Origin of the sequence: Bacteroides sp. 3_2_5 (assembly GCF_000159855.2) — a bacterium.
Taxonomy (GTDB): Bacteria; Bacteroidota; Bacteroidia; order Bacteroidales; family Bacteroidaceae; genus Bacteroides; species Bacteroides fragilis.
This window is the reverse complement of the sequence record NZ_JH636043.1, coordinates 114480-127784: the sequence shown is the minus strand read 5'-3', so window position 1 is coordinate 127784 and position 13305 is coordinate 114480. Positions and strand designations below refer to the sequence as shown.

The following is a 13305-nucleotide window of genomic DNA, read 5'->3' as shown; positions in this document are numbered from 1 at the left end:
CCTCTTTTTAGCAGCCTGCTCCTCATCCGGAAAGTAGAGGACCGCTACCGAACCTTTTCTTTTCCCGATTGTTGTACTTCAACAAACATCTTTCGGATGTGTACTATGCAATTGGATAGACAATGGACTTATAAAATAGATTTAACTGTAAAACAACTCAGGACCATCTAAGTATTCATAATCATTACAGAATGGCTAAAAAACATCGTAAAGAGAGCCTTGATGCCCTTTTCAGGGAAAAGGTATTGCTGGAAATGCTGAAAATAGCAGGAGTTGGTATGTGGACATACAGTACCGAAACGGGAAGATTACGTTACATTGGATTCGCCGATACCATCCATCGGCACGACGAATTGCAGTATGTCGATCCAGCGGATTATCTGAAATTGATGAACGGTGAAGATCTGCAGACCGTCACTCAGTTTATGGCCGACATTCATGCCGGGCGTCCTCCCCAGGAAGGAATCCGTTATAAGATTCATGGCAACGGAGAGGACTTTTATCTTGAAAATCATGTTGTGACCTGCCAACCGCTGGGCAATGGATTCTATTATCTGAAAGGATACGTCAAGAATATAACCGCACAGGTGATGGAAGCCAACCGTCTGTGTATAGAGAAGGAGCGCACCGAACAGGCGGACCGGTTGCGCTCAGCCTTTTTTGCCCACGTCAGCAGGGAGCTGCGGGGACCTCTCAACCGAATAGAGGAACTTGCGTCGCAGATGGTACATGCCGAAAGTGTAGAGGAGCGGGAAGAGTGTTTCCACCGGATACAGGAGAACAGGCGGATGGCGATGAAAATAGCAGATGCCCTGCATGCGGTGTCGCAACTTCCGGTCAGCACATACGAGCCTTACCACTCACCCATGCAGCTCTGCCTGATATACCGTGACTTGTTGATGGAGAACGGCTACAGCCATAATCCGGAAGACGGAGAGCAGGAGGAGAATGCAAACTTCCTGTCGTTACTCTTTTCCTGATCAGAGACTGATCGTATAAATTACCCCAGGTTGGAAATTACCCGAAGTGGGTTTCACCAGATATGTCCTTTTCAACAGCGAAAGCAGCAGAACGACTTCTACCTTATAACTTGCTACTCCGGCAGGAACCATTACGGTATTGGTAACCGAACCTAGAAGGGGAACGGTCAATGTGATATCCGTCGTGGAACTGTCGTAGGTGACATTTCCGTTGCCAATGTCGAGCGTACCTTTATTGTACACACCCAGCAGCTTGATGCTGGACAGTGCGCCCAATAGAGAAGTGTTCAGTTGGAGTTGGGTCAACACATGGTTGAATGTCAGGCTGACGGGCATGGTGCTGGTACTTCCTGTGGGAGTGCCTGCGGCATACATGATGTCTTCTGCTCCCGTCAGCGTGAAATGATAGGCAGGGGCGACACCGTTGCCCGGAGCCGTGATGTAATTGCTGCCGCTTGTGGCTGTCGTGCGCGGATAATAACTGTAGAAAATGACCCGTTTCCCTCCCAATGGATAATAGAGTTTGGGGTTGAAAGAGAGCTGGCTGCCGCTGATGCCGCTCGGTACCAGATTCAGGGCGAAAGGAGTGGATGTCCAGGGATACTGCCCGGCTATGCTCCCTTCGCTGACTGCGTAAATGCCGACATTCGACAGATTGCTTGCATCGATCGTTGTGACAGGTGCCCGCGTGGAGAGCTTTCCTTCTGCAATCGCCATCCGTATGGGTACAGGTTCTTCAGGTGGGAGGCAGTCGTCGCCCACACCATAGCTGCATCCTTGCGAGAGCAGCATCCAGCCCAATAAGATGAGGATAGTCCGTTTCATCGCCCCTTTCTTTCTTGATGTGACAGATTGCGCGGATATAGCTGTCGCCATCTCCTGCACAACCTGCGTGTTATGAGAACGTTTATTGTAATGTGGACGATCCGGTCCCTCCTGTCTGCCAGGCTGTCACACTGATAGAGGACGTGATTTCCTTCGGCGTAAAGGTAAGGGTGATTAAATGTGATTTTCCGACTTCGGTAGTGACCGAGATGGTAGATTCGGGATAAGTCACTCCGTCACTTGTGGTGACTGCCACCGTGAGGGCTTCGCCGCTTTTCACCATCGGATAGTTGTTGATTGTACTTCCGGCCGTTAGGATGGGGAATGTACCCGAAAGGGTAAGGTCTTTGGTGGTATACGTCAGGCTGGATGTATTCAGGTCCAGTGTGGCAGGTGTCTTTTGTTGCTTGATGACAAGACTGGTCACGTTGACACCCGATGCCGGATATCCTGCACCGGCCACAAGTTTGAATTGCAATTGCGTCAGCAGATGGTTGAAGACAAACGACAGTGCTCCCGCAGTCGCTTTCGTCCCTGAGGCTTGAGCGGTGAGCATCACGTCTTCTGTCCCATCGCCAGCCAGCGTAACTGTTTTACCGGAAAGTGTCCCTGCCGGGTAGTAACCTCTGATATAGATGGGAGAATTATCCACCGGATAATACCGTGCCGGGCTGAAAGAGAGTGCGGCTGTCGGTGTGGGCGATGCCACAAACGTCACGGTGGAACTCCATGCATTCGTCGTATAGTCTCCGGTGGTGGCGGAGGCCACAAACGGAGCCGTTATATTGTCATTGGTCGATACCGGGCTGCGGGTTGCCACTCCCTGGATACCGGCACTTAATTTGATTTCCGTCACATCTCCCGCAGGTTCGGGATTGGTAGCACAGTCATCCTCCGAAGAGCAGCCCGAAAGGCCCATCGCGCAAGCTATTACAGCAAACATTAACTTTTTCATACTTCTGTTGTTTTAGGTTATCATACATTGATTTTATTGTTTGAAAATTGAACATCTCTGATTATGCGGTAATAACAAAAGCCGTATGTGTTGGTTCTTGAATCCGGAAAAGAACTTAATTTTATTTACCGGATGCAGGCTGCTTTCATTTTATAAGCGTATTTTTGCAGGAATCAAAAGAGAGAGACATGCAGCAAATTAAAGTGATCGCATTCGATGCGGACGATACATTATGGGATAATCAGGTGTTTTACGACAAGGTTGAGAGTGAATTTTGCCATTTACTTGCCGGGTATGGAACGGCGGAAGAAATCTCGTCCCGCCTATTCGCCATAGAGATGGAGAATATGGATATCTATAAATACGGGGCTAAGCCGTTCACGCTCTCCATGGTGGAGGCTGCCGTGAAGATTAGCCGGAACCGGGTGCCTGCCGAAGTGATCGGACGCATCGTGGAGATGGGAAAAGAACTGTTGGAGATGCCTATCCGTCTGCTCGGCGGGGTGACGGAAGCGCTTGAGACACTGAAGGATGACTATAAACTGGTTGTAGCGACCAAAGGCGACTTGCTGGATCAGGAACGTAAACTGCAACGTTCGGGAATCTCCCATTATTTTGATCATACGGAGATCATGACCGACAAGGCACCGCAGGATTATCAGCGGCTGATCTCTTCACTGGACGTTGCTCCACAATCTTTTTTAATGGTGGGTAACTCGCTGAAATCGGACGTGCTTCCGGTATTGTCATTGGGTGGGCATGCCATTCATGTGCCGGCCGAAGCTATGTGGAAACACGAGGTGATCTCCGGGACGGAGCGAGAGTATTTGATGATTCATTCGTTGGCGGAATTGCCGGCAGTGCTAAGAGGATAAAGCAGAAAATGAGGTTGCACAAGAGAATGGCTTTGAAGAGTAGGCGGTGTACTTCCACAGCCTTGGGGCGCATCAACACCCTGACATGGTTATTGTGCATCGCGCAGGAAAGGAGAGGGTTTCATAACTCACCACACAGGATTGCACAGATTTACACTAAACGATTTTTTTATCTGCTGATAACCAATACTGCTTATCTGTATACATCCGTGTAACCTGTGGTGAATACGAGTCTTGACACATCTCCTCATTTTGACCTTATAACAGGCAGGCGCAATAGAGATCGTTTTTATTCCTTTTTCAAGACGCTTGCCGGATTCAGGTGCATTACTTTATAAATCTTGTATGCCGTAACCAAAAAGATCAAAAGAGCCATCGTGAAGAACAACAGGACTCCCCAGCTCCAACTATATATGCTTTGCAGATTGCTTTTTTGTGTGATGCTTATCAACACCAATCGTACCAGCGGATAGATAATGACGAAGACAGAAAGATAAATAATCAAATAGATTTTGCCGAATAACAGGGCAATCACTCTTGGGGTGGCTCCGTTTATTTTTCGGATGGCCACTTCTTTTTGCCGATTTATCACATCCATGGAGATTCCGGAATAAATACTTAATATCAACAGGAGGATACTGACTATCGCCAACAACAGGGATGCTGTCTGCAAGAGTGCTACAGTTCCCATGACGGACTGTTTGGAATCACCCGTATTACGAATGTTAAGAGGCAATGTCTCGGGTACATAACGCCGGCAGATCTCCGTTATCTTTTCCAGGGCGACCGGAGTAATATCGGAATGGAGAGTTTTGAAGTAATAGGTGTAGGCTTGCGGGTTAACTAGAAAGACAGAACCGACTGAACTGCTCTGAGTATCTTCCCTGTTCAGTGCACGGTAAGTCCCGGCAATCCGGTATTCTTTGCCATCCAGCGTGACACTACCTGCTATACTATCCCTTTGCAATTGTTCTTTAAACTGTTCGCTTATATAAACAAAGCCTTGAGCATCCTTATCTACTAATTTTCCGGAGAACGGGATCTTGAAGAACTCAAAATAATGAGGCTCTGCTTGGATCATCATCACATTTCCTCTCGGCTTTCCGTCTTTCATATAGGTCATATAAGTATAAACATCGGCATCGAAGGTATTGAAGGCGGATGTCCGATCGGTTATCTCGGACAAAGACTGGATATCCGAAAGAATGGCATCCATGTTTTTCTGCATGCATATGGTATTGACCGATATTGAAATCACCCGGTTCTCTTCTTCCGTGCTCAAAGGACGGTACATTCCTTCAAACATCTCATTGAACAAAAGCGTTATGCCGAATACACCGCCTGTGAAAAGGATGGAGATCGCCAATTGTAGAGCAATCATGAAATTGCGGAACACGTGCCGCTTCTGTCTCTGCACGACCGAATGGAGGACACTCAACCGGCGTAACCGATAGATAGGATAAAGAATGGCGAGCATGCAGATCAACAACAAAGCGAGGTACAAACCTAACTGTGAACCATACAAGTCTACCAGGGAGAATGAGATCATGTCTTCCGGACGGATGTACGTATATACCAGAGAGAGCGTGATTTCCGTCACGGCCAAGGACAGAAGGAAAGCGACAGATAGCATCCAGAAGATTTCGGCGAAAAGCAAGGCAAACAATCCTTTGATGTCCGAACCGATACATTTGCGAAGCACCAGTTCTCGTTGCCGGTTATAGAACATCTGGATAATGAATTTCAGAAAATTGATCAAACCAGACAATAAAATCAGCGAAGCTATAAACCGGGCGAGCAGAATGCTTATCGTTCTTTGAACACTGCTATTCTGTTCCGACTCCAGGGAGGCATATAAATAGATATCCTGGTCTCCATGCTTCCAGGTCAGGCCTTTTAACTGCTTATTCAGGCTTTCGGTCGTGGTTTGTCCGGTGAGACGTGATCTGATGCAGAGCGGAGTACGGGATTTTGCGGACAAGGGAAAATAACAATCGATCGTTTTCCCATGAAAATCTTTTTCTTCTGTCAAAGCAACATTGACAATTTTATACACCATAAGATCAGACGGGTTGGCAGCCTCTGTTTCCTGACGGATGACCTGGCCTATCGGATTCTCTTCTCCAAATGCTTTCCGGGCAAACGATCGGGAGACGATCACCTCGTCGGGAGCTGTTATCTCTTGATTGCCATACTTCAATTGGAGCGAATTATAGGTGAAATAATTGGATGATACATTTTGGAACGACACCAAAAACGGCAGTTCCCGTTGTTTTTTGTCGATGGCCGTAATCTCTTTTCCATTGCTATAAGAGGAAGAAGCCACAAGGGTATCTATGCCCGCTATCGGCAACTCTTTCAGATAATCAAAATCCTCCTTAAACAAATAGATATCGGCGGCTGTCTGGGAAGATGCTCCGGACAACCGGATGCTGTATTTATTATTATCGGACAGTTCTACTTTACCCGTTATGGCATCAATAAAATAATTCATCATACTGAAGCAGGTGATACCTATCGCTAAACAAATAGCCGAAATAAGACTATGAACTTTAAAGTTCATCAAATTGCGTAATGCTACTTTCAAGTAATGCTTGATCATGGTTCTATTACTGTTTTTTCTTTATGCTTGCAAGAATCATGCCATATCGCTAAATGGCTATTATATAATACAATATATTCCTGAACATTCTTTTGCTATTGTGCGGACACGCACAAAGGCAGTTCACTATCGCACAATTACATCCGGCTACCCTTGGATATTAAATCGGAGCTTCTGTAAAAAACGGTACATTCGCAATCTTATTTTGAATATAGAATCCGATAAGTTTATTGGAAGAATTCAGTGGAAGAATCCGGTAGATGGAGATGTATTTATTCCTTTCTCTATTGTTTCACTTTGTGTCGTGTAGGTGAAAAACTTTTTTCTCTCGGGCGACAAAAAGTTGTCGCCTAGAAGTAAAGATTGTGACACTTTAGTGGAAGGTTTCTCTTCATTTAAATGATGATTTGCCATGGAAGCAATATCTGTTTGTCATCGGTTAAATGTCTGTTTTTCTGTGGTGAAGCAACTGTTCTTGGGTGGTGAAGCAGCTCTTTTTCTGTGGTGAGGCAACTGCTTTTCTATGACAGATCGATTATTTTTCTTTGAAGAGGGCACTATTCCCCTTTTGTTGAAGTGATTATTTCTTTTGTTGAAGTGATTGCTCCCTTTCAGATAGTAGGTTTTTTCTCTTCGGCAGGCTGACTGCCTTCTTTGGGTCGTGCGATTTTTCCTTTGGGAGAGGTCTGCCATTCCCTTTCAACAAGGCGTTTTCTCCCCTTTGACAAAGCATTCGTTTCTCTTTTATGAAGCAATCCTTTCCCTTTACCGAAGTTGCCGGTTTCTTTATAAATGCTTGTGCTACCAGTCGTACTTTTCTATGTATTCATCATATACCGGTAGTTCTTTGATTCCTTTACTGACAAATAATTTACGGATATATTCCTGTTCGGAAGGATCGAGCATCCGTTCTTTGCGGCGGCAACGATAATAAGTGGCCTGCTTGAAGTGTGCCAGCATTTGTCTTTTGATGCTGACTGCGTCACTGTAAGGCACATGATCCAGCAAGTGGGTGATGCCTAAGGCATACCGCACTTTCTTGTCGGGCATGAAGAAAGGGCACACGTCGTCGATGGTGGCGGCGTAAACGGGATTGATTATTCTTATGGTCTGGCAAGCTGCCGGAATATGAGTGTACAACCGGTAGCGCAGGCACGTGGAGGCTTGCTTACATGATTTGTTGAGGCAATAGTTGAATCCGAAAGGCACTTCACTGTAATCGAAATCTGGAGTCATGTTATATGGATTGATATTAGGTTGGAAACGTTGTATTCCAACAAAGGTAGTGTTTATCCGACGAATATCATCCCGGCATGAAAGAATATTTTCATACCGGTTACAAATAAGTCCCGTTCGTTTTCAGAAGGGCAGACACCGTCCGTAGTCCTGAGCATTCTCTTTTATCGTTTCACCGATGCGGCCGTACGCAGCCAAGGGTATGTCTTTGTGTTCATAATCGGTTGAATAAAGGTATGAGGAGGTGAACGGTAACGGATGTGGAACCGATGGTTCTCTAAAGCGGGGACGGTGCTACAATATCCACCAGAGTATGAGTGCCAGTATGGCTGTCACGGTCAGGAAGATCAGCGTGGCGCGCAGATAATATTGTGTTTCCGCTTTTTCCTTTTCACGGGTGGCCTTTTCTATCTTCTCCAGCTCTTCCAGGGTTACATTCGGATTTTGAAGCGTCCCTTTCCGGTACATTTTACCTTGAAGGTCCTTCATCCGTTCCCGGCGCAGAGTAAGCAGGTCTCTGTTCTCCTTATTGCGCCTGATCATATCAAAAACGAATCCTGAGAAACTCATATACAACAGTTTTTATAAAGTGAGGGGGTATATGGGTACAAAAGTAGGAAATAATCCGGGAATCTTTCTTCGTGCGCCTGCCTTATTGCTTTTATTTCCGGTTATTTCTCCGCCCACTCCAGGATGGTGGGGCTTTTTACGTTCACTCCCAGCAGATATGCTTTGGCCAGGATGTTCCGTGCCAACTGCGCTTTATATTCTTCGGGCGCATACCTGAAGTAGGCTTCTGCCGCGCGTACATGGGCGGCGTCATGGATGGGGAACTCTCTTAATTGGGGTATGCCGAACTCGGAGGTATCCAGTTCTTTACGTTCGCTTGCCGTCAGTTTGTCGGACGGTCTGGGGTTGAAATCGGACATGGTCATAAGAATTTGATGTTACACTTGGTGTAGTAACAAATCCGGGACGGTTATGATCGGGCGATCGTCGAATTTTTACGGTTAAATTTCCATCCGGTAGCCATTCGGGAGGGATGCCTCCTGATAAATGACTATCTTTGCGGATCTTTATTGGACTTCATGATGGACAAAACGAAAAAAGTCAGATATGTATTCTCTGTTTTCATGGTGATGCTGATGGTGGGCATAGCCGAATGGACAGGCGAGAAAGAGATTATCTTTCCGGAGATGGCAGCGCTCGCCGTCGGCTTGTGGGTGATCGATAAGCGGGTTTGGAAAGTCGGGTGTTGGCAGCTGATCGGGCTGATGACAGCAGGGGCTGTTGCTGGAGTTTGTATCGTGCGCTACTCCACGCTGCCTTTGCTCTGCAATTTATGTCTGGCATTTGCCTTTGCCGCCTGCTGCCTGCTGTTCAGCCGGGCTACTCTGATTCCACTGATTTCGGCTTGTATGCTGCCGGTGCTGCTGCACACTGAAACCTGGATCTATCCGTCGGCCGTTTTCCTGCTTTCCGCCGTGCTTGTTGCCGGACAAAGGCTGATGGAAAAAGGAAGTTTGCGCCGGGAGACGGATTACGTCCTGCCCGGGCGTGAGTGGAAAAAGGAGATTTTCCGTTGGGCGGCTCTGCTCTTTTGGGTTTCACTGGTAGCTGCCCTTTCTATCTCCTGCGGATGCAGTTATTTCATTATTCCTCCGTTGATCGTGACATTCACGGAGATTGTCAATTCGAAAGCCGGATTCAGAAACCGCCCCATGCAGGTGTTTCTGTTTTTGGTTACCGGAGCTGCCTTGGGGACTGCTTTTCAGATCATCGGGCATACCTTTTTGCATTTGCCCGAGACGGTGGTCGCCTTGCTCATCATCTGCTGCTTGTTTGCTGTCTTCGAGTGGACCGGAAAGTACTTTGCTCCCGCCGGAGCATTGGCGTTGATTCCTCTGATAGTCCCGCAAGAGGGTGTGCATTGGCTGCCTCTGCAAGCTGCTGCGGGCGCTGCCCTGTTCATCACTATCGGTATGCTTGTGTTCCAGCAATGCTACAAGTGGAGTAAAGCCCAGTTGATTTTCTGCTTTACTCCCACATTGTTGCGCAGATATCTGAACCGCAGGAGGAAGGAGTGAGAGTTTGCATTGCCGGCACGGGCGGTCCCGTTTACCGGAGCAGACAGTTACCACGCTTTATTGTCACGGCGGTAGGCCAGCATCTCTGCGAAACGGTGCATGTGCTGTTGGTTGGTTCCGCAACAGCCTCCGCAGATTTTTAACGGAAAGTCCCACAGCAGTGTCATCAGTCTGTCTGCTAGTTCTTCCGGTGAAGAAGAAATCAGATGATCGCATCCGTCCAGTTCCTCCGGGCTGAGGTTGGCGGCATTGGCCTGAATACCCTGAAAGCGCTGACGCACCAAAGGCGTATCGTTCCGGGGATGCAGCAGCGCCTGATGCAACACATCGGGATGTACGCAGTTGGCCATATAGCACAGTGGGCGGGTGGAAGTTTCCTTTTCGATGGCATCGATGGCGTCATGAATGAAAGTACCGTCTATCAGGCGTCCGTCACGACATACCATGAAGCTGATGATGTAAGGCAGTCCTGTTGCAGCCATGGCATTGGCCATTCCGATGGCTTCTGTCAGTTGCGGCATGATGCCGGCAAACAGATAGTCCGCCCCCGACTGTGCCAGCGTGCGGACTGTCGGGAAATGAAACTCCATGGCTTCTTCTACCGACAGATAGTAGCGGCCGTCGTAGGCATTGCCGCGGCATCCGGCCAGTCCGCCGATATATACGGGAGTGGAAGCTTCGTCACGGAAGCGGGAGAGAAAGGCCATAGTATCCGCCAGTACATTTTTATGCCGGTAATCGGACGCGGCTATTTGCTCGATGTTCGCTCTGCGGGTGGGAGTCATCAGCATCAGTGGCAGGCGGAACTCAGTGGCTATCTGCAGGTATTGCCGGTAGATGGATGCCAGAATCTCACGATGGGAGTCATCGTAGATCAGTGCGGCATGTGCAATGTGTTTGTCCGGTGAAATGTGAAACTCGTGACGCAAACGTTCTACGATAGCGCCTTCGGTGAGAATGAAAGGAGAAGTCCGGAATGATTCTATAAAAGATAACTGTTCCATAAAAATGACTTTAAAAGTTTTACTTTACATCCGGCAACAAATATAGGATTTATCGGCTCACTCCGGTCATCTGCTCTCAGTACATTCACATCCTTTTGTAATCTTTCAGAAAAACAAGAGGTTCTGTTTATTTATAGTCTTTTATAAACCCTTCCATTAACCATTTGGCGAGTGCCTGCCGGTTGGAGGGGATCACCAGGCGACGCTGGTCGAAGGTATTCTGGATGTTGCCCAACTCGACAAAAACAGAGGCGGGCGTGGTGTGGGCCAGAACATAGAGGTTGCGTCCGCTTACGGTGCCCGAAAACCCCCGGTTAGGTTGATGCTTGTCGTATTTGGACTCGAAGGTTTCCTTCATGTTTTTGGCGAGGCGCTTACTCTCGGCTTTGCGGTTGGAGTGGTAAAAGAAGACGTCGGTCTGGGTACCTTTGCTACGACTGTCCACATGAATGAAGATGGCGCGGCAGTATTTATACTTCTTGCGGTCTTTACGATAAAGGGCATTGATTTTGTCGCAACGCTGCTGAAGGCGCTGTACCTGGTTCAGCGGGATGGGAGAGCCCATGCAGGTTTCACGTTTACTGTTCGAGAGATAAGCCTCGTCACGGATGCCGTCTTTGGCATCTTGAATGATGATACGGACTTCGGCACCCTCCTGCATCAGGTTGCGGGCAAGGCGAAGGGCGATGTCGTAGGCATATTCGTCTTCGTGGAGCTCGTGTTTGCCAATGCGTCCGATGGCGCCCGGATCGGGACCGCCATGTCCGCTGACAACATAGAAGCAGGTACCGGCAAGGCGATTGGAAGTGACCTTGACATTTGAAAGCCACTTCCCGAAGAGCGGCTCGTTGACTTCCGTACGGCGCGGGTGATGTGCGGATGTCTTTTCGGTTGCTGCCTCCGTCGTTTTTCCGGAAGTGGCGGCCGACGCTTTCTTGACAGGGGGAATCAGGTAAGTGACACCCATTTTAAGAGTTCTGCTCTTCCCTAGTTTGGCTTTGTTGAGTTCGATGAAATCATTGTAGTATTTCTTCGGGGCGCGGTTGTGGCGCAGGAGGAAGGTAGAGATACCTTCACCGGATCTGGGAGTGGCTTTCTGCTGTGCCCGCAAAGCCGGGGCAATCAATAAAAGACAGAAGAACAGGAGAAGACAGAGTTTTCTTTTCATATCGCTACGTATAAAAGATGCAGGCTCGGGCTGCTGTGCTATTGTTTGACTTCTAAGGTGAATTTTTGCTTTTTCGCTCGCAAAGATAGCCTTTTAAACCAATAATTTTCTCTACTTTTGCGTCGATATAACTTTTTTAAGGCAATATAATCGTAAACTCAATATCATTATGGCAAAACAATTCAAGCCCGAAACCCTGTGCGTACAAGCAGGATGGACTCCGAAAAAGGGCGAGCCGCGCGTGCTGCCCATCTATCAAAGTACTACTTTTAAATACGAAACCAGTGAGCAGATGGCCCGCTTGTTCGATCTTGAAGACAGCGGTTACTTTTATACCCGTCTGCAAAATCCGACGAACGACGCTGTAGCCGCCAAGATTGCCGCTCTCGAAGGAGGTGTGGGAGCTATGTTGACTTCCAGTGGACAGGCTGCCAATTTCTATGCCATATTCAACATTTGCCAGGCGGGCGATCATTTTGTTTGTTCGTCGGCCATTTACGGCGGAACGTTTAACCTCTTTGGCGTGACGATGAAGAAATTGGGTATCGATGTCACTTTCGTCAGCCCCGATGCTGGTGAAGAAAAGATTTCGGCGGCTTTCCGTCCGAATACGAAAGCACTGTTCGGCGAGACCATCTCCAATCCGTCACTTGAAGTGCTCGACATTGAGAAATTCGCCCGCATTGCCCATAGTCACGGTGTGCCTTTGATTGTTGATAATACATTCCCGACACCGATCAACTGTCGTCCGTTTGAGTGGGGAGCCGATATCGTGGTTCACTCCACTACTAAATACATGGACGGGCATGCCACCAGTGTAGGCGGCTGCATCGTAGACAGCGGAAACTTCGATTGGGAAGCCCATGCGGACAAGTTCCCGGGACTCTGCACACCGGATGAATCGTATCACGGACTGACCTATACCAAGGCTTTCGGCAAGGGCGCTTATATGACAAAGGCAACCGCGCAATTGATGCGTGACCTGGGCAGTATTCAAAGTCCGCAAAACGCTTTCTTGTTGAATCTGGGCTTGGAGACGTTGCATTTGCGCATGCCTCAGCACTGTGGCAATGCACAGAAGGTAGCCGAATATCTTGCGCAGAACGACAAGGTGGCATGGGTAAACTATTGCGGTCTGCCGGGCAACAAATACTACGAACTGGCGCAGAAGTATATGCCGAATGGCTCGTGCGGTGTGATCTCTTTCGGCTTGAAAGGCGGTCGTGAGTTGTCCATCAAATTTATGGATTCGCTGAAGCTGGCGGCCATCGTTACCCATGTAGCCGATGCACGCACATGTGTGCTTCATCCCGCCAGTCATACGCATCGCCAGCTGACAGACGAACAATTGATAGAAGCCGGTGTTCGTCCGGATCTGATCCGCTTGTCGGTGGGAATCGAAAATGCGGATGATATTATCGCGGACATCGAACAGGCGCTGAACGCATAAGATACCGTTTAAAACAGGAAAGCCCGTACATCCTTTTTGTTAGAGAAGAGGTAGTACGGGCTTTTTCTGTGCAGCCCGGTACACAAGGTACCGGACAGACAGTCGTCATCATTTAAGAAAGGT

12 protein-coding genes are annotated in these 13305 nt (G+C 48.1%); 4 read left to right on the top strand and 8 right to left on the bottom strand.

What is annotated here, in order from left to right:
* Window positions 1-191: 191 nt before the first annotated feature.
* Window positions 192-980: a hypothetical protein gene (locus BSHG_RS19415; RefSeq protein WP_005790342.1), complete on the top strand. Its 789-nt coding sequence runs from the start codon at window positions 192-194 to the stop codon at window positions 978-980.
* On the opposite strand, the gene BSHG_RS19420 is transcribed toward BSHG_RS19415, so the two are convergent.
* Entirely contained in the window at window positions 981-1805 is an 825-nt protein-coding gene (locus BSHG_RS19420; RefSeq protein ID WP_005790340.1) for a fimbrillin family protein, read from the bottom strand.
* A gap of 82 nt (window positions 1806-1887) precedes the next feature.
* Complete coding sequence (locus BSHG_RS19425) at window positions 1888-2760, bottom strand: fimbrillin family protein (protein ID WP_005790338.1); 873 nt, start codon at window positions 2758-2760, stop codon at window positions 1888-1890.
* Between the two features lie 188 nt (window positions 2761-2948).
* On the opposite strand from BSHG_RS19425, the gene BSHG_RS19430 reads away from it, so the two are divergent.
* Window positions 2949-3635: an HAD family hydrolase gene (locus BSHG_RS19430; protein ID WP_005790337.1), complete on the top strand. Its 687-nt coding sequence runs from the start codon at window positions 2949-2951 to the stop codon at window positions 3633-3635.
* A gap of 289 nt (window positions 3636-3924) precedes the next feature.
* Here BSHG_RS19430 and BSHG_RS19435 read toward each other — a convergent pair whose 3' ends face one another.
* From BSHG_RS19435 to BSHG_RS19450, 4 genes are all read right to left on the bottom strand, one after another.
* Window positions 3925-6237: an ABC transporter permease gene (locus BSHG_RS19435; protein ID WP_008657259.1), complete on the bottom strand. Its 2313-nt coding sequence runs from the start codon at window positions 6235-6237 to the stop codon at window positions 3925-3927.
* An 801-nt stretch (window positions 6238-7038) separates the two neighbouring features.
* Window positions 7039-7473, bottom strand: a complete 435-nt coding sequence (locus BSHG_RS19440; protein WP_005790332.1) for a DUF6078 family protein — start codon at window positions 7471-7473, stop codon at window positions 7039-7041.
* Window positions 7474-7767: 294 nt separating this feature from the next.
* Window positions 7768-8043: a hypothetical protein gene (locus BSHG_RS19445; protein WP_005790330.1), complete on the bottom strand. Its 276-nt coding sequence runs from the start codon at window positions 8041-8043 to the stop codon at window positions 7768-7770.
* Window positions 8044-8144: 101 nt separating this feature from the next.
* Window positions 8145-8408 (bottom strand): hypothetical protein, encoded by a 264-nt coding sequence (locus BSHG_RS19450; RefSeq protein ID WP_008657257.1) that lies wholly within the window; start codon window positions 8406-8408, stop codon window positions 8145-8147.
* A 156-nt stretch (window positions 8409-8564) separates the two neighbouring features.
* On the opposite strand from BSHG_RS19450, the gene BSHG_RS19455 reads away from it, so the two are divergent.
* Complete coding sequence (locus BSHG_RS19455) at window positions 8565-9560, top strand: hypothetical protein (RefSeq protein ID WP_008657255.1); 996 nt, start codon at window positions 8565-8567, stop codon at window positions 9558-9560.
* Between the two features lie 47 nt (window positions 9561-9607).
* On the opposite strand, the gene BSHG_RS19460 is transcribed toward BSHG_RS19455, so the two are convergent.
* Entirely contained in the window at window positions 9608-10564 is a 957-nt protein-coding gene (locus tag BSHG_RS19460; protein ID WP_005814689.1) for a homocysteine S-methyltransferase family protein, read from the bottom strand.
* A 127-nt stretch (window positions 10565-10691) separates the two neighbouring features.
* A complete protein-coding gene (locus BSHG_RS19465; RefSeq protein WP_008657253.1) occupies window positions 10692-11732 on the bottom strand; it encodes an N-acetylmuramoyl-L-alanine amidase in 1041 nt (346 codons plus the stop codon).
* A 169-nt stretch (window positions 11733-11901) separates the two neighbouring features.
* On the opposite strand from BSHG_RS19465, the gene BSHG_RS19470 reads away from it, so the two are divergent.
* Complete coding sequence (locus BSHG_RS19470; RefSeq protein ID WP_008657251.1) at window positions 11902-13182, top strand: O-acetylhomoserine aminocarboxypropyltransferase/cysteine synthase family protein; 1281 nt, start codon at window positions 11902-11904, stop codon at window positions 13180-13182.
* Window positions 13183-13305 lie beyond the last annotated feature (123 nt).